Raw genomic sequence first — 17562 nt, forward strand, 5'->3', positions numbered from 1 at the left:
CCGCACTTATTCTAACTTCTCATTGGCGTCTATGCCTCTTCTTCATTTTTCTTTTTCGAAGGAAGGTATCCCCAGATAATACCAATTACGAGTAAAATTAAAACAGGCTTCAACCCGATTTTATTCCATAATGAGGGGCTTGGACTATCTTTTAATTCGATATTAAACTCCTTCGAAACTTCGGCTAGTTCCGTCTCATTAAGTTCATAATAAGTTTTTTCGTCATCCGACACCAAAACATACTGGGCATCACTGTAATTCCAGACAGGCATCCAGAATAAGCCGAACTGCTTATACATAATACCTATATTAAAATGTGTACCATCTTCCATTCTTGCATCCGTAGGTAGTTTCTCCACAGTCTCCAGATTAGGTCCATCATGATAAATAATAAGACCTTTGGCCTCTACGTTCTGTGAGATTACTAAGAAGAACATCACAAAAACAAATAAAATAAGCTTTTTCATTAAAAAAAATTGTTTAAAAGTGTTGTTGAGTACTAACAATAGAATTGAGACACAAAAGTATAAAAAAAGTCTAAATCAAAAACATAAAAAAACACAACCATCTAAATATAAACAAATTACACTAACCACCAATAAAATCTGAACAAACAGAAATACATTTCGAAATCAAACACAAAGCTTCAAACACAATAAATAATTGAAGATATAATACCTTCTCTTTTTGTCATTATTAAAAATAAGCCTTATTTTGTGCTTTTCTTATTAATTAGTAAGCCTACGAAAAGAAAAACGAGCTATGTCAGAAGGCATTGCAGAGGACTTTAAATACCTCTTACAATACAGCATTTACAGCTTAATCTTTTTTAACGACAAAATATTCATTCTGACATTTAACATTTATAAATTTGTCAGGCTTTTTAGGTAAAACCAAATAAAAGTAAGTTTTAATGACATTCTCAGAGAGAAGATGATCGATTGTCATTATTAATGATATAAATAGTAACAATAATATAACTAATAATATTTTCTACTTATGGCTCAAGTTGATATTCGAGAATTGAATGAACGGATCGAAAGTAAGAGTGCGTTTGTAAACATGATAACAATAGGAATGGACAAAGTAATCGTCGGGCAGAAACACCTTGTCGAATCTTTGTTGATTGGATTATTATCTGATGGACACATCCTTCTGGAGGGGGTTCCCGGACTTGCAAAAACCCTTGCAATCAAAACATTGGCTTCTCTTATCGAAGCTGACTATCATCGTATACAATTTACTCCTGACTTACTTCCTGCCGATGTTATCGGTACTATGATCTACAGCCAGAAGAATGAAGAATTTTTGGTAAAAAAAGGTCCCATCTTTTCTAACTTCGTATTAGCGGATGAGATCAACCGTGCTCCGGCAAAGGTACAGAGTGCCCTGCTTGAAGCAATGCAGGAACGTCAAGTCACAATTGGTGAAACCACTATGAAGCTGCCCAAACCATTCCTTGTAATGGCAACTCAAAACCCGATTGAACAAGAAGGAACATATCCTCTGCCTGAAGCTCAGGTAGACCGTTTCATGCTGAAGGTTATCATAAACTACCCGAAGAAAGAAGAAGAAAAATTAATCCTTCGCCAAAACATCCTCAATCAATACGAAGAAATTAAACCGGTAATGAAGGCCGACGAAATCATCGAAGCCCGTAAAGTGGTAAGTGATGTATATCTGGATGAAAAAATAGAAAAATATATTGTCGACATTGTTTTTGCCACACGTTTTCCTGCTGATAACGGACTGCAATCACTTAAAGGGCTAATTGGTTTCGGGGCATCACCTCGTGCATCTATCAGTTTAGCATTGGCATCGCGCGCTTATGCATTTATCAAACGCAGAGGATATGTAATCCCCGAAGACGTGAGAGCTGTATGCCACGATGTATTGCGCCACCGTATCGGACTTACATATGAAGCGGAAGCAAGCAACACAACATCTGAAGAAATCATCAGCGAAATCTTAAATAAGATAGAAGTACCTTGATTCTGTGACCAGTCAGGCAAATTCGGAGATATGTCCTGAACGATAAGTATCGGCATATTCTCACATTAGAAAATTGGCATATTAACTGATTTATGGAAACAAGTGAATTACTAAAGAAAGTACGTCAGATAGAGATTAAGACCCGTGGATTGTCCCGCAATATTTTTGCAGGACAATACCATTCTGCATTCAAAGGAAGAGGGATGGCTTTTTCGGAAGTTCGGGAATATCAATTCGGTGACGATATCCGCGATATAGATTGGAATGTAACAGCCCGTTATAATAAACCTTTCATAAAAGTATTCGAAGAAGAACGGGAAATGACCGTTATGCTCTTGATTGATGTATCGGGCAGTCTCGACTTCGGTACGCACAATCAAACGAAACGGGATATTGTAACTGAAATGGCTGCTACTCTGGCATTTTCGGCAATACAAAACAACGACAAGATCGGTGTTATATTCTTCACCAATAAAATTGAAAAATTCATACCTCCGAAAAAAGGGAAAAAGCACATCTTATACATTATTCGTGAACTGATTGATTTTCAACCAACCAACACCCAAACAGATTTGGCGATGGTACTGAAATTTCTCACTAACGCCATAAAAAAAAGATGCACGGCATTTCTTATTTCCGATTTTCTGGATGTACACGACTACGACAATGCTTTGACCATAGCCAACAGAAAACATGACCTGATAGCATTACAGATCTATGACAAGTTGGAAACGGAATTGCCTGCAGTTGGGCTAATAAAAATGATCGACGCAGAAACAGGTGAAGATACATGGATAGATTCCTCAGCTAAGTCTGTTCGTGAACGCTATCATAGGCATTACCAGAAACAGTTGATGAAAGTAGAAATGGCATTTACCAAAAGCCGGGTCGACAGTGTGTCGATAAATACGGACGAAGATTATGTCAAATCACTGTTATCGCTCTTTCAGAAAAGGAATTACATGAGATAAGGTCTGAAACCTTACTTTGTTTAGTATTAGATACAAAAACTTATGTTGAGAAATAAAACGCTTATATTAACGATCTTACTTTGCTGCGTATCCTTACTGCCATACACCATGTATGCACAAAAGGCTACTGCAAGAGTAAGCGTCGAGCCATACGAGATTTCGATCGGGCAACAAGCGACTATCAGTTTACAAGTCATTGCTCCGAAAGGACGGCATATAGCTATGCCGGTATATGCCGACTCGCTAGTCACCGGTATAGAAGTACTGGCTATGCCCAAACCTGATACCACTTATGCGCATGAGGTGATGACTATAGTGCAGAAGTATGTAGTAACCTCTTTCGACTCGGCATTATACCATGTACCTTACATTCCTGTAATTGATGGAAAAGATACAATCAAATCTAACGAACTTGGATTAAAAGTAATCACACCTCCCTTATCGGAAGCGACAAATGCATATCTGGAACATTTGAAAGCAAATCCGAATGACTCCATCGTCTTTGATAAGTTAGGTGTATATGACATCAAACCTATTTTGCAGCCACCTTTCGTGTGGCAAGATTATCTGATATATATATTGGGTATATTGCTTATATTGATGGCAATTGCTGCTATTATAATAGGTATTTATCTGTACAAGCAAAAGAAGAAAAAAGGATATTTCTTCAAACCGGAAGTTATCAAACCGCCTCATGTCATCGCATTAGATGCGCTAGATCATGTAAAAGTAGAAAAACTGTGGCAGCAAGGACGGGAAAAAGAGTATTATACTGAACTTACAGAGATACTTAGAAAATACATCGAAGATCGCTACCATGTTAATGCTTTTGAAAAGACATCCGATGAGATACTCGCTACCATAAATAACTTTATGGAGGCAGATTCGTCTTACGAGAGCCTGAAACAGATATTGAAACTGGCAGACTTTGTTAAGTTCGCTAAGTATAGACCATATCCTGACGAAAATGACTTAAGCCTGATCAATGCATACCTGTTTGTCAATCAGACTAAGGTAGAAGAAATCGCACCTCCTGCAAATGAAAATGGAGAATCTAAAAAAACTTCGGATGAAGAAGAACACGAGGAAAATATCAACTGGTCGATTTCTGAAGATGATATGATCAATGATCATAAAAATGATAAAAAAAACAAATAGGTCTGAGACCCTAAATTACGTTCGAAATGGAATTTGCAAACCCTAAATATCTGTTTTTACTCATTTTATTAATACCTCTCATTGTCTGGTATATCATAAAATTGAGAAAAGTACAGCCGACACTGAAGATGTCATCGACCGGAGCATTCAGAGGAGTGTCTCCTACAATCAAAGTATATCTCAGACATGTTCCGTTTATATTAAGGATGATAGCTATAGCATTAGTTATCATTGTTATCGCAAGACCTCAAAATTCCAATTCATGGGAAACGTCCCAATCGGAAGGTATTGATATTGTTATGGCTCTTGACGTATCCGGATCTATGATGGCTCAGGACTTCAAGCCAAACCGTCTGGAGGCGGCAAAAAAAGTCGCTTCTGAGTTTATCTCGGATCGGGAACAAGACAAAATAGGATTGGTAATCTTCGCCGGAGAAAGCTTCACGCAAGCACCCCTGACTACCGATCATGGGGTATTACTCAACTTATTGCATGAAATTCGCCCCGGAATGATCGACGACGGTACAGCTATAGGTCTAGGTTTAGCAAATGCTGTCAACAGACTGAAAGACAGCCAGACAAAATCAAGAATTGTCATACTCCTTACCGATGGTTCAAATAACCGGGGACAAATAGCTCCGATCACAGCTGCCGAACTTGCCAAGAGTTATGGTATCAGGGTATATACTATCGGGGTGGGAACACGAGGAACGGCTCCTGCACCTGTAATGACTCCCTTCGGAGAACGTATACAAAACGTACCTGTAGATATAGACGAAAAGACATTAACTCAGATAGCCGAAATGACCGGAGGTGAATATTTCCGAGCTGTAGACAATTCGAGTTTGAAAAAAATATATGCGCAGATCGACTCTATGGAGAAATACCTTATCAGCGTCAACAAAGTTACCCGCAAGCAGGAATTATACCTGCCTTACGCCCTATTGGCATTGGGCTTGATTCTAAGCGAAGTAATCTTACGCCGTACCTGGTTACGTAATATTCCATAAGTTATCTGTTTGAAAAATAAATAAAATAGGTCTGAGACCTTAAACAGTAGTTGATATGTTTCGATTTGCTAATCCAGAATATTTATATCTGTTATTTTTACTTCCGGTTCTGATAGCTGGATTCATTTTCCTGAATATCCAGAAAAGAAAAGCGGCACAGAAACTCGGAGACTTACGTCTGGTAAAACGACTGATGCCGGAGTTATCTCTAAAACGGTCGTATCTGAAATTTTGGCTGGTATTTGCCATCTGTGTTTTGGGAATCATTGTTGTAGCACGCCCTCAGTTCGGAACTAAGGTTGAGAAAGTCGAACGAAAAGGAATCGAGCTGGTGATTGCAATAGATGTATCGAATTCAATGCTTGCCCGTGATGTAAATCCAGACAGACTATCGAAAGCAAAGCAAATACTAACGCGTATAGTCGATGAACGTAAAAACGACAAAGTTGCGATTGTAGTCTTCGCCGGAGAATCATATGTACAATTACCTATGACTACCGACATACAATCGGCCAAAATATTCCTGGACAACATCAATACATCTCTTGTTCCTGTACAGGGGACAGTTATCGGAAGTGCCATAAATATGGCAATGAATAGTTTTACCAGTGACAAAGAGGTGGATAAGTCTATCATTCTGATAACCGATGGTGAAGACCATGAGGATAATGGTGTGCAGATGGCTCAACAAGCCGGAGCAGCAGGTATACAGATCAATGTGGTAGGTATCGGAACTCCTGAGGGATCACCTGTACCGTCATCACCGAACAGCAATGATATGAAAAAGGATAACGAAGGCAATGTCGTTGTTTCTAAATTAAACGAAGAGATGTGTAAACAAATAGCTCAGGCCGGAAAAGGAATGTACGTAAGAGCCGATAACTCAAACAATGCATTAAAAAGCCTTCAGGCTGAGTTAGACAAGTTGCAGAAGAAGAATGTAGACGGAGTATCATATTCGGAGTATGACGAAAAATTCCAGTTCTTCGCATGGTGTATGCTTGTATTGCTTATCATCGAAGTTTGTATTTTCGATAAGAAAAATAAAATATTCAGAGGAATAAGACTCTTCAAGTAACCGCAAGAGGTTCTTGAAGTATTATTTCCATTCAACAATCTGTTGTTATACTTACCAAAGTAATAAAAAGGCCAAGAGCCTTCGATAGAACTATGAAACAAATTTTTGTTATAATATTCGTTTTGATATCTACAAGTTGCTTGTTTGCTCAACGACAAGTAAGGAAGGATATACGTAAGGGTAATAATGCCTATAAAGAACAATTATACAATGCTGCCGAGGCCAGCTACAAGTCGGCTTTGGAAAAGAATGCAGCATCTCCCGAAGCAATTTATAACCTAGCTAACTCTTACTACAAACAAGGCAACTGGGATAATGCTCTGAAAACATATCAGCAGTATCTGGCGACGGAAAATAAAGACCATACCAAAATGGGTGCGGCATGGCACAATATTGGAAATGCTCTATTGCAGAAGAAAGATCTGAAGCAGTCGATGGAAGCATATAAGAAAGCATTGAGGCTAAATCCCGGAGACGAAGAAGCGCGTTATAATCTGGCTACAGTCCAGAAAATAACAAAGGATCAACAGGACAATAAGGATAAAAACAAAGACCAGAATAAAGATCAAAACAAAGATCAGAAAGACAAAAATAAGGATCAGAATAAAGACCAGAACAAGGATCAAAACAAAGATCAAAAAGATAAAGATAAGGATCAGAACAAAGACCAGAATAAGGATCAAAAACAAGATCAGCAGCCCCAAATGTCTCAGGAGAACATCCAGCAGCTATTGAAAGCAATAGAGCAGGACGAAAAAGAGACTCAGGAGAAAGTTCAGCAAATCAAAGCTTCTGACCGTAAACAAAAGAACGAGAATAATCGCAGGCAAAATAAAGACTGGTAAAAAACCAACGCTATTTGTCTTGATGTAAAATTCGAAAAAGCAGATGTGTACAATGCAAAAATATTTAATTTTATTTATTTTATCATTACTAAGCTTAGGTATAAACGCACAGGAAGTAACATTCAGAGCCAGTGCTCCTAATACTGTAGCCAAAGGCGACAATTTCAGACTTGTATATACACTGAGAGGCGGAGAAGGCAGCAATATCAACGTTCCTGAGACTATAAAAGGATTTGACATACTCTATGGCCCCGCAGTATCATCGAGTTACAGTACTCAGATTATAAACGGTAAAGCGACAACAGACTCTTCCGAATCGTATATTTATACTATGACTGCTGCATCGGAAGGAACATTTACCATACCGGCCGCAACAATCAGGGTAAATGGAAAAACCTACACTTCAAATTCGATACAGATAAAAGTTCTGCCTCCGGATAAAAATACAAAAGCAACACAACAAGGAGGAGGAAATCAAGGAGGACAACCCTCTGAATCATCATCCACTGCTCAAAAAATAAGTTCATCGGATGCTTTTATCCGAGCGATTGTATCTAAATCGAAAGTTTACGAACAAGAAGCATTTACTGTAACATTCCGTTTTTATACTACACTGCAGGTATCGGATATCGGAAAAATAGAATTTCCCGAGTTTGAAGGCTTTATGGTCGAAGATCAGGACCTACCTCCTACCCGTCAGCTGACTATGGAACACTATAATGGTCGGAATTACTATTCGGTAGATCTCAGACGGACATTGCTATTCCCTCAACGATCAGGAAAGATAACCATACCATCGGGTAAAATAGAAATGGTTTTTAATGTCAGATCTGGAAAAGCAGTCCAGACATTCTTTGGTCCACAATACGTCATGACAGACGTAAAAAAAACCATGACAACCAGCCCGTTGACTATTAATGTAACTCAACTGCCGGAAGGAAAACCCGCAAACTTTTCTAATGGAGTCGGCTCATTCAGTATGTCCCAGTCAATTACCTCTACCAATGTGAAGGCTAATGATGCGGTTACACTTAAACTGGTTATTTCGGGTACAGGGAATATGAAATTGATCAAAACACCTGAACTGGAATTACCGAAAGATTTTGAATCGTATGATCCTAAGATAACCAACGATCTCAAATACACAGACAAAGGATTGACAGGTACAAAAACCATCGAATACTTATTTATACCCCGTTATCAGGGAACGTATAAAATACCGCCCGTCATACTGTCTTATTTCGATAATAATTCGAATTCATATAAAACGCTGTCGACACCCGAATATACCTTGAACGTAGCTAAAGACCCGAATGCAGGACAAAACAACGCTACCAGTTTCAACCAATCGGAGGTGAAAGTAGAGCAGGATATCCGTTATCTGAAAACAGGCAATCCTTCGTTTACGAAAACAGACTCTTTCTTTTTCGGTTCTACAGCATATTACCTGTGGTACATAATTCCGATGCTGATTTTTATTGTTTGTTTCATTCTTTATAGAAAACAGATAAAAGAAAATGCGGATGTTATCAGAGTGAAAACTAAACAAGCGAATAAGGTAGCTGTAAAACGCCTTAAGCTTGCCGGTAAATATTTGCAAGCACATCAGAAAGAACAATTTTATGAAGAGGTACTCCGTGCAACATGGGGATACTTGAGCGATAAACTGGTCATTCCCGTAGCGAATCTAAACCGTGATAATATAGAAAACGAACTTATCAGGTACGGAGCATCCTCCGAACTTATAAGCAAATTTATTTCGATACTTGATACCTGCGAGTTTGCCCGTTATGCTCCTGTCGAATCCGATACAGCTATGGACAATCTATACAAAGACACTGTAGATGCTATTGGAGAAATGGAAAATCTGAAGGTCAAAAAATAACAGGTTTGTAAGAAAAGATTATTAGTTATGAAACATATAGTTGCACTTATATTTATAATTCTACCTATATTTGGCTTAAATGCGGAAACGGCTTCCGAGCAAGCAGCAAAGGCCTATCAGGATGGAAACTTCCGCAAAGCAATAGAGGTTCTCGAGACAGAAATCAAGGCTCAGAAAGAACAAGGTAAGGTTTCTCCTGAACTATTTTACAATCTGGGAAACGCTTATTTCAGAGTAAATGAAGTACCTCAGGCCTTATTGAATTACGAACGTTCTTTACTGTACAACCCGGGAGACAGAGATGTGAGACATAATATCGAATATGCTCAAACTAAAATAGAAGACAAGATATTAACGGCTGACAACTTTTTTTTACAAATGTGGTTTGACGGTGTACAAAATCAAACAACAGCCAATAATTGGGCTAAATGGGCTATTACATTTTTTGTAATATTTGTCGCAGCTCTTTTCCTGTTCTTCTTCAGCCCTAAGTTAAATTTAAAAAAGGCAGGTTTTTATGCAGCGATAGTTTGTTTAGTTGTAGTGATATTTACCAATATATTCGCCTACAGGCAAAAAAATAAAATAGAAAACCGAAATACAGCTATAGTTATGGCAGGCTCAGCTCCTGTTATCAGTGCACCAAATACGACCTCAAAAGAGCTTTTTATTCTTCATGCCGGAACCAAAGTCGTTATCAATAAAATTGACGGAGGCTGGTACGAGATCGAAATTGCCAATGGAAGTATCGGCTGGGTTCAAAAAGAAAAACTGGAAATAATTTAGTGAATGATTGGCTATGAAAACGATGCTGAAAGACTTGTAGAAGAGATATTACCTTACGAACGGAATGCTTTTTTATGGTTGAATGAAGCCCACAATATTTTTTGGGACAGTTTTATGTGGATTTATAGTGAAAAAACTACATGGATTCCACTTGTTATAGTTGCATTACTTGTATTCATATACAAAGTAAAATGGAAAGAAGCCGCCATACTTATTTTTTGTATGATACTGCTTGGAGTACTATGCGACCAGCTCTCAGCCGGATTAATTAAAAACACATTCGAACGATTACGGCCGACTCATCATCCGGATTTCAAAAATTTTGTCACCATTGTCAATGATTACAGGGGAGGACGATTCGGGTTTGTTTCAGCTCACGCAGCAAATGGATTCGGTATAGCTACATTCTTATCATTGATGTTCAAATATCGCCGATTTACGGTGATCATATTCACCTGGGCAATACTAACCTCTTATTCACGTATTTACCTCGGGGTTCACTTCATATCTGATATTATCGGAGGCATGATAGTCGGATCTATTATCGGATTCCTTGTTTATCTGCTGCTGCAGTACTGCCGCATAAAAGTACTGAACCATACACCACAACAACTTAAAATACCTTTATACTCGAAAGTCAGAGCAAACATTCTTAGTCTGACAATTGTTATTATTGTAACAACAATTTTTATAATCAGCTTCTGTAACTTTATGTTCGGATTTAGTTGGCTGTTTTAAAATGATTTGTTAACTTTAATGCAACAATCTTTTAGTGTTGACCTTAATATAACATCATTATGACGAAAACGATTGAATACAACGAGCTTCGTAAGATTAAAGACAGTTTGCCAGATGGCAGCATCCACAGGATTGCTCAAGAACTGGATTTATCCGTTGAAACTGTTCGCAATTATTTTGGCGGACATGATTATAAGAAGGGCGAGAGTTGCGGCGTACATCTAGAATCGGGGCCTAATGGAGGCATCGTAGTTTTGGATAACACCCAAATTCTCGAAATGGCTTTAAAGATGTTGGAAACCGAACAAAATTGAAAAAGAACTATGAGTGATAAATTAGTAACACTTGCCATACATACCGAAACAAAGGCTCAAATATTGAAAGCTGTTTTGGAGAGTGAAAAGATCTCCGTTATAGCCGAAAATGTTGGAAGTAATGATAGCAGCCAGCCGACAGGGGTGCGCTTAAAAATAAAAGAGTCGGATCTACCAAGAGCCTTGAATGTTGTGGAAAGTCGTAACTTATTTAGCTACAGCGAACCTGAAACCTACAAAACAGATGACGGGCGTAAAAGAATTTTAGTGCCTGTCGATTTTTCTGATTATTCTTTGAAGGCTTGCCAAATCGCTTTTAATCTGGCAAAAGAAATTGATGCCAAAGTAAAGATTCTTCACGTCTATTTTAATCCGTACTATCCTACAGCATTACCAATGGCCGAAGCTTTTGCTTATCAAGGTAAAGAAGAGGCCGATTTTCAAAATATATTAGAAAGAGTAAACCGAGACATTCAAAAGTTATGTAATAAGATTGACGAAAAGATTGCAAATAATGAATTCCCGTCTGTAAATTACTCTTATGTTCTGAAAGAAGGATTACCCGAAGAAGAAATAGTTACTTTTGCTAAAGACTACAAGCCGGCCTTAATTGTAATGGGAACCCGCGGCAAAAATCAGAAAAGTGCCGACCTTATCGGCAGTGTTACTGCTGAAGTGATTGAAATGACAGAAATTCCATTATTGGCAATACCGGAACATACATCATTCAATGATTTTAAGCAGGTAAAAAATATTTCTTTCCTTACCAATTTTAGTCAACGTGACCTTGTCTCTTTCGATGGCATGATGGATTTCTTTAAAACATACAATGTTAAGATCCACATGACTCATATTGAAAATAAAGCTACAGACAAGTGGTCTCTTATCAAACTCGAAGGCATACAGTCTTATTTCAATAAACAATATCCGAATATATCTATTGACTACAAATTGATAAGCGGACAAGATGCTGTAACTGCAATGGATGAATTCGTACAGGATTCGAAAATTGAGTTAATCGCACTTACAACCGCAAAAAGAAATATATTCTCCAGAATGTTCAAACCAAGTGTATCCCGAAAGATGTTATTCCAGATAGATATACCTTTGTTTGTATTACGTGGATAGGCTCTCACAAGCCTTTATATTAAATTTGTCAATATTAAATTCTAAAAAGCAATTTAAGACTTGTTTTTGATTAAGGTCTCAGACCTGTTTAGTGCTTTGGTAAGCACAATAGCCAGAGCCTGTTATAAACTAAAATATATTATTAATATTTGTATAATTTATAAAACACCTCATATTTTGACGAAAAACGTTATAGAACCATCTCATCCTCTACAGATTGGGTTGGTTCTATCTCGTTATGAACTAAAGAAGAAAAGACTTGTCGGCTTATAAACCCGTTTACTTAGAATTTACTTATCAATATAATAAAAAGGTCTGAGACCTAGCATAATTAATTTATCAATGAAAAGAACGATACTGATGGCTATTACAGGATTGTCGGTTGTTCTCTGTGGCTGTAAAAGTGAAAAGCCAAAGGACACCACTGCTCAAGACGAAAACTTCACATATGAAGTGGATGCTTTTGCAGACTTACAAATATTACGTTACAAAGTTCCCGAATTTGAATCTTTAAGCTTAGAACAGAAGGAAATGATTTATTATCTTTCTCAGGCAGCTATTGAAGGACGGGATATATTGTTCGACCAGAACAATAAATACAATCTGGCTATTCGCCGTACACTCGAAGCCATCTACGAAAATTACAAGGGAGATAAAACAACAAACGATTATAAAGAGTTTGAAGTCTATCTGAAACGTGTATGGTTTTCGAATGGTATACATCACCATTACGGAGAAGAAAAATTCTTACCCGGATTCTCTAAAGAATTTTTTGAATCGCAGGTAAAAGCTCTACCTCAAGATAAAGTTCCGGTAAAAGCTGGTCAGACGGTCGATGATTTCTTCAAAATGATCGAACCGGTTATGTTTGACCCTACCGTTATGGCTAAAAAAGTAAATCAGGCCGATGGAGTAGACCTCATCAAAACCTCAGCCAACAATTATTATGGTGACGGAGTTTCTCAGAAAGAAGTTGAAGCATTCTATGCTAAAATGAAAAACCCGAATGACTCCACTCCTATTATGTTTGGAATGAACAGTCGTTTGGTTAAAGAAAATAACCAGCTTGTAGAAAAGACATGGAAAGTAGGCGGACTTTATTCCCCTGCTATCGAACGTATTGTTGGATGGCTTGAAAAAGCGAAAGGTGTAGCCGAAAACGATGCTCAAAAGAAAGTAATAGACAAACTGGTTTCGTTCTATACAACAGGAGACCTTAAGACTTTTGACAGCTATGCTATAGCATGGGTTCAGGACTCATTATCAAGAGTCGATTTCGTGAATGGGTTCACAGAAAGTTACGGAGACCCTCTGGGTATGAAAGCGAGCTGGGAATCTACTGTTAATTTCAAGAATACTGAAGCAACCAAACGTACCGAGATTATCAGTACCAATGCTCAATGGTTTGAAGATCATTCTCCGGTAGACCCTCGTTTCCGTAAAGAAAAAGTAAAAGGAGTTACAGCTAAAGTGATCACAGTAGCACAACTCGGAGGCGATTGCTACCCATCTACCCCGATTGGTATCAACCTACCAAATTCCAACTGGATACGTAAAGATTACGGTTCGAAATCGGTTACCATTGAAAACATCATGGAAGCATACGACAAAGCAGCTGAACACAGCGGTTTCAGTGAAGAATTCGTATGGTCTAAAACCGAATTGGACTTATTACATAATTACGGATTCATCACAGACATTCTGCATACCGACCTACACGAAATTTTAGGTCATGGTTCTGGTCAATTATTGCCGGGAGTAGATCCTGATGCACTTAAAGCGTACGGATCGACAATAGAAGAAGCTCGCGCCGACTTATTCGGATTATACTATCTGGCTGATCCCAAGTTAGTAGAACTGGGTATCACTCCTGATGCCGAAGCCTTCAAAGCAGAATATTACCGCTATATGATGAATGGATTGATGACTCAGTTGACACGCATCGAACCCGGCAAAAATGTAGAAGAAGCACACATGCGCAACCGTCAGTTAATTGCTCGTTGGGCTTATGAAAAAGGGAAAGCCGACAAAGTGGTGGAATTCAAAGAACGTGACGGCAAAACATTTGTTGTGGTAAATGATTATGCAAAATTGCGTAACTTGTTTGGACAACTGCTTGCTGAAATTCAACGAGTAAAATCGGAAGGAGATTTCAACGGAGCAAAGAATCTGGTAGAAAACTTTGGCGTTAAGGTTGATCCTAAACTACATAGCGAAGTACTTACCCGCTATAAAGCACTTAATCTGAAGCCATACAAAGGATTTATCAATCCTGTATTCGAATTGGTTAAAGATAAAGATGGCAAAATTACGGATGTGAAGATTTCATATAAAGAAAACTATGTTGAACAAATGTTGAGATATTCTAAAGAATTCTCGGTATTGCCAACCTATAACGATTAAAAATCGGGAGTTTTTATCAATAAACTCACATAAAGGACAATAAAAACAGGCTGCTATATCATAATAGCAGCCTGTTTGATTATTAATAATAGCTTAAATCTTCACTTCATATTGCGCCGATGCCTGTTTAATTCTTCTTTAAGAGGAATAATACTTAGCGTCACAGATTTGTACAGTTTTTGAAATTCGAGATGATCATCTAACCTCACATTGCGCCGGACAAATTCATCAATACTCAAATCATCACTATACCCCTTAAATATAGAATCTTTGATTTTTCGGGCTTGTTGAACAGCAATCCCAAAGTGTTTCAAAGATGGAATAAGTAATAATGACCGGATTACTTCCGGCAATTCTTTATAATCTAAGGCTGTAGCAAAATCTTTTTCTTCGACAAAAGAAATCCACAATCTCACTTTTCCTAGCCCCTCAGCTGTAATACCTCCTATCGGTTTATAATTGAGATCGTACATATCTTCTCTTATCATCGAAACAGTACGGTTCAAATCATATTTTTCCCGTTCATAATATTTCTCGGCAGTATACTTATCACAGCTCGTTTCACTGCATATCTTTGCTATAGCAGCTGCTTTAAACTTTTCGACACAAAGCTTCACGTCTCCATTGTTTTCTTTAAGCATCTGCAATGCTTCAGACATGGGGATAGGCACAATCTGTCGAAGTTCTTTTATTTGAGTTTTATAATCGGTCATTTTCATTCGTAATTAAAGATTACAAATATAAGAAGGTATGTCAAGATAACGAAATTTCACTACCTTTGCTTTAAGGTTAGATATACGTGTATAAGCACAGACTACCTGAAATATAAACATTACATTTTGTTGATTATCAAACATTATGCTAAAATCATTATATATTAAGAATTATGCCTTGATAGATAGTCTGGAGATAGATTTTGAGTCGGGATTCTCTGTCATCACAGGAGAAACCGGAGCCGGAAAGTCTATTATTCTAGGTGCTCTTTCTCTTATTTTAGGACAAAGAGCAGATATCAAAGCTATCAAACAAGGTGAAAGCAAATGTATTATTGAAGGAACATTTGATGTAGCGGCTTATGACCTGAAAGATTTTTGCGAACAGGCCGGAATTGAGTATGATCCTCAGACTTATATATTACGACGGGAAATATTGTCATCGGGAAAATCCAGAGCATTTATCAATGACTCACCCGTATCTCTTACCGAACTGAAAGATCTGGGTGGCTTTCTTATAGATATTCATTCGCAGCATCAGAATCTGATGTTGGGTGATACACATTTCCAACTTCAAGTTATAGATTCTTTATCCGGAACAGGAACTTTATTAAAAGAATACAGACAAGCGTTCAGAATATACAAACAAGCAGAAAAATCATTACTTGATTTACAGGATCTAGCCGCTCAGAATAAAGCGGATGAGGACTATGTCAGATTTCAGCACGAAGCCTTGTCCGAAGCTAAATTAACAGAAGGAGAGCAAGACGAACTTGAAAAAGAGATGTCGACTCTCAATCACGCAGAAGACATAAAATCGGCTCTATATAAAATACACAATCTTTTATCGGATGATGATAAAGGGATTGTTGTATCTCTTAAAGAAGGATTAAATGCAGCAAACGGATTGGACGGAGTTTACTCGAATGCCGAATCTATCGCGCAAAGGCTAGAATCGGCGTATATAGACTTAAAAGATTTAAGCAGCGAAACCGAACGCTCCGCCGGCGATGTAGAATTCGATCCCGAAAGGCTGACCTTTATTGAAGAAAGACTGGATCAGCTATATTCCTTACAGCAAAAGCACAGAGTATCTTCAATCGCTGAACTGATTTCCATCTACGAAGAACTTACTATTAAACTGAGTAATATAGATTCATACGATCAGCAGATCGAAGAACTGGAAAAAGATTTACAGGCCAAACAGAATAAAATGCTCATTTGCGCCGAAAAGCTCAGTAAACAGCGCAAGTCAACAACCCCGAAGATAGAAAAGCAATTAATCGAAAAAATCACCTATCTGGGTATGCCTAATGTCCGCTTTGAATGCCGGATCACGGCTAAATCTCATCCAGACTCTACAGGAATAGATGATTTGCAATTCATGTTTTCTGCAAATAAGAATGTACCTTTGCAACCTGTTGCCGATGTAGCATCGGGCGGTGAAATATCGAGGGTTATGCTATGCCTCAAATCAATGATAGCAGGAGCAACAGCCTTACCAACCATTATTTTTGATGAAGTGGATACAGGTGTATCCGGTGAAGTAGCAGATAAAATGGGACAGATAATGAAAGAATTTGGCGGACAGATGCAGGTTATTGCGATCACTCATCTACCTCAAATAGCAGCCAAAGGTAAAGCCCATTATTTTGTTTATAAAGCGGATAGCCAAACCGAAACCACAACCAATCTGAAACGATTGAATGATAACGAACGGATTCAGGAGATCGCTCAAATGCTAAGTGGATCGAAAATAACAGATGCGGCCATCGAGAATGCAAAAGAAATGTTAGGAACAAAATGAGTAAAATAAAAAATACAGCAGAAAAAATATTAGGACGGAAATTAGATCCATCCGAAGGTCTCGGCATTGATGCAATAGTATCGGCTGAAGGTAAGTTAGAAACTAGTCTGCCGAATGATTTGAAAGACTTTTATCTACAGGTCGGAAAAATTCCATTATTTACCGATGGATTTGAATTTTTCGCACAGCCAAAACAAATATATATCAAAAGCAATAAGCTAGTATTTCTCGAAGAAAATCAGGCAATGCTTTCTTGGGCAGTAGATCTAGAAGATGCAGACAAGGAAGAAAATATCAAAGTATATCAGTCTCCTAATATCGGAGAATCTGAGAATAAGGTTGTCTGGTATCCCGAAACGTTACGGCTAACCGAGTTTCTCGAAATGATTATGTATTATCAGGCAGCCAGCGGAGATACCGATCTGCAAAAGAAAACCAAAGGAGGGTATCCTTACGGATTTGTTTCTTACAAAAGCGATGTAAAGGAAAACGAGCTTTGGGAATCGTTCGAAAAGGATCTATCCGATAATTGGGAAAAAGTGGTTGATAATAACGGACTCATGATCTATTATTCACCCGATGCTTTACTCTTATATTATACCGTTCAGGATCTGGATACTGATGTCGATGATCTCATATACATCAATACACGCAAAGAGAATACTTTATCAGATTTCAGAGACAAATATGGTTTCGAGGATGTAAATTAAGGTCTAAAAGTAAATTTATACATA

Annotated in this window: 16 protein-coding genes; 14 read left to right on the forward strand and 2 right to left on the reverse strand. The window is 37.9% G+C overall.

The window, feature by feature from the left end; genetic code table 11:
• Window positions 1–29: 29 nt before the first annotated feature.
• On the reverse strand, window positions 30–467 hold the full coding sequence (locus K322_RS0101830; protein ID WP_026625327.1) for a hypothetical protein: 438 nt from the start codon (window positions 465–467) through the stop codon (window positions 30–32).
• Between the two features lie 532 nt (window positions 468–999).
• Here K322_RS0101830 and K322_RS0101835 point away from each other — a divergent pair.
• The 12 genes from K322_RS0101835 to K322_RS0101890 all read left to right on the forward strand — a co-directional run bounded on the left by K322_RS0101835 (window position 1000) and on the right by K322_RS0101890 (window position 14308).
• The gene (locus tag K322_RS0101835; RefSeq protein WP_026625328.1) at window positions 1000–1992 is read left to right on the forward strand and encodes an AAA family ATPase; all 993 of its coding nucleotides are present in this window, start codon (window positions 1000–1002) and stop codon (window positions 1990–1992) included.
• A gap of 92 nt (window positions 1993–2084) precedes the next feature.
• Window positions 2085–2963, forward strand: coding sequence for a DUF58 domain-containing protein (locus K322_RS0101840; RefSeq protein WP_026625329.1), 879 nt, complete (start codon window positions 2085–2087; stop codon window positions 2961–2963).
• A 42-nt stretch (window positions 2964–3005) separates the two neighbouring features.
• A complete protein-coding gene (locus K322_RS18315) occupies window positions 3006–4121 on the forward strand; it encodes a hypothetical protein (protein WP_157279368.1) in 1116 nt (371 codons plus the stop codon).
• A gap of 26 nt (window positions 4122–4147) precedes the next feature.
• The gene (locus K322_RS0101850; RefSeq protein ID WP_026625330.1) at window positions 4148–5131 is read left to right on the forward strand and encodes a vWA domain-containing protein; all 984 of its coding nucleotides are present in this window, start codon (window positions 4148–4150) and stop codon (window positions 5129–5131) included.
• A 55-nt stretch (window positions 5132–5186) separates the two neighbouring features.
• Window positions 5187–6209: a VWA domain-containing protein gene (locus K322_RS0101855; RefSeq protein ID WP_026625331.1), complete on the forward strand. Its 1023-nt coding sequence runs from the start codon at window positions 5187–5189 to the stop codon at window positions 6207–6209.
• A gap of 92 nt (window positions 6210–6301) precedes the next feature.
• A complete protein-coding gene (locus K322_RS0101860) occupies window positions 6302–7054 on the forward strand; it encodes a tetratricopeptide repeat protein (protein ID WP_026625332.1) in 753 nt (250 codons plus the stop codon).
• A gap of 52 nt (window positions 7055–7106) precedes the next feature.
• Window positions 7107–8939, forward strand: coding sequence for a BatD family protein (locus tag K322_RS0101865; RefSeq protein ID WP_026625333.1), 1833 nt, complete (start codon window positions 7107–7109; stop codon window positions 8937–8939).
• Window positions 8940–8966: 27 nt separating this feature from the next.
• Window positions 8967–9725: an SH3 domain-containing protein gene (locus K322_RS0101870; RefSeq protein WP_026625334.1), complete on the forward strand. Its 759-nt coding sequence runs from the start codon at window positions 8967–8969 to the stop codon at window positions 9723–9725.
• Between the two features lie 3 nt (window positions 9726–9728).
• Window positions 9729–10463 carry a phosphatase PAP2 family protein gene (locus K322_RS18320; RefSeq protein ID WP_051290558.1) on the forward strand — a complete coding sequence of 245 codons (735 nt, stop codon included), beginning with the start codon at window positions 9729–9731 and terminating at the stop codon, window positions 10461–10463.
• Window positions 10464–10522: 59 nt separating this feature from the next.
• Entirely contained in the window at window positions 10523–10777 is a 255-nt protein-coding gene (locus K322_RS0101880; RefSeq protein ID WP_026625335.1) for a DNA-binding protein, read from the forward strand.
• Between the two features lie 9 nt (window positions 10778–10786).
• Complete coding sequence (locus K322_RS0101885) at window positions 10787–11905, forward strand: universal stress protein (protein ID WP_026625336.1); 1119 nt, start codon at window positions 10787–10789, stop codon at window positions 11903–11905.
• A gap of 342 nt (window positions 11906–12247) precedes the next feature.
• Window positions 12248–14308 (forward strand): dipeptidyl-peptidase 3 family protein, encoded by a 2061-nt coding sequence (locus K322_RS0101890; RefSeq protein WP_035331115.1) that lies wholly within the window; start codon window positions 12248–12250, stop codon window positions 14306–14308.
• Window positions 14309–14409: 101 nt separating this feature from the next.
• On the opposite strand, the gene K322_RS0101895 is transcribed toward K322_RS0101890, so the two are convergent.
• Entirely contained in the window at window positions 14410–15021 is a 612-nt protein-coding gene (locus K322_RS0101895; RefSeq protein ID WP_035331174.1) for a hypothetical protein, read from the reverse strand.
• A 145-nt stretch (window positions 15022–15166) separates the two neighbouring features.
• On the opposite strand from K322_RS0101895, the gene recN reads away from it, so the two are divergent.
• Window positions 15167–16828, forward strand: coding sequence for a DNA repair protein RecN (gene recN, locus K322_RS0101900; RefSeq protein WP_026625339.1), 1662 nt, complete (start codon window positions 15167–15169; stop codon window positions 16826–16828).
• Entirely contained in the window at window positions 16825–17538 is a 714-nt protein-coding gene (locus tag K322_RS0101905; protein WP_026625340.1) for a hypothetical protein, read from the forward strand. The genes recN and K322_RS0101905 overlap by 4 nt, the downstream gene beginning before the upstream one ends.
• Window positions 17539–17562 lie beyond the last annotated feature (24 nt).

Origin of the sequence: Indolivaga capnocytophagoides DSM 22835, from assembly GCF_000426485.1 — a bacterium.
Taxonomy (GTDB): Bacteria; Bacteroidota; Bacteroidia; order Bacteroidales; family Dysgonomonadaceae; genus Dysgonomonas_A; species Dysgonomonas_A capnocytophagoides.

Bases quoted from the DNA above. Each gene is read 5' to 3' on its own strand.
- recN (WP_026625339.1), top strand. From the start codon at position 15,167: ATGCTAAAATCATTATATATTAAGAATTATGCCTTGATAGATAGTCTG.
- K322_RS0101830 (WP_026625327.1), bottom strand. From the start codon at position 467: ATGAAAAAGCTTATTTTATTTGTTTTTGTGATGTTCTTCTTAGTAATC.
- K322_RS0101905 (WP_026625340.1), top strand. From the start codon at position 16,825: ATGAGTAAAATAAAAAATACAGCAGAAAAAATATTAGGACGGAAATTA.
- K322_RS0101895 (WP_035331174.1), bottom strand. From the start codon at position 15,021: ATGACCGATTATAAAACTCAAATAAAAGAACTTCGACAGATTGTGCCT.
- K322_RS0101850 (WP_026625330.1), top strand. From the start codon at position 4,148: ATGGAATTTGCAAACCCTAAATATCTGTTTTTACTCATTTTATTAATA.
- K322_RS0101865 (WP_026625333.1), top strand. From the start codon at position 7,107: ATGCAAAAATATTTAATTTTATTTATTTTATCATTACTAAGCTTAGGT.
- K322_RS0101855 (WP_026625331.1), top strand. From the start codon at position 5,187: ATGTTTCGATTTGCTAATCCAGAATATTTATATCTGTTATTTTTACTT.
- K322_RS0101840 (WP_026625329.1), top strand. From the start codon at position 2,085: ATGGAAACAAGTGAATTACTAAAGAAAGTACGTCAGATAGAGATTAAG.
- K322_RS0101835 (WP_026625328.1), top strand. From the start codon at position 1,000: ATGGCTCAAGTTGATATTCGAGAATTGAATGAACGGATCGAAAGTAAG.
- K322_RS0101880 (WP_026625335.1), top strand. From the start codon at position 10,523: ATGACGAAAACGATTGAATACAACGAGCTTCGTAAGATTAAAGACAGT.
- K322_RS18320 (WP_051290558.1), top strand. From the start codon at position 9,729: ATGATTGGCTATGAAAACGATGCTGAAAGACTTGTAGAAGAGATATTA.
- K322_RS0101885 (WP_026625336.1), top strand. From the start codon at position 10,787: ATGAGTGATAAATTAGTAACACTTGCCATACATACCGAAACAAAGGCT.
- K322_RS0101890 (WP_035331115.1), top strand. From the start codon at position 12,248: ATGAAAAGAACGATACTGATGGCTATTACAGGATTGTCGGTTGTTCTC.
- K322_RS18315 (WP_157279368.1), top strand. From the start codon at position 3,006: ATGTTGAGAAATAAAACGCTTATATTAACGATCTTACTTTGCTGCGTA.
- K322_RS0101860 (WP_026625332.1), top strand. From the start codon at position 6,302: ATGAAACAAATTTTTGTTATAATATTCGTTTTGATATCTACAAGTTGC.
- K322_RS0101870 (WP_026625334.1), top strand. From the start codon at position 8,967: ATGAAACATATAGTTGCACTTATATTTATAATTCTACCTATATTTGGC.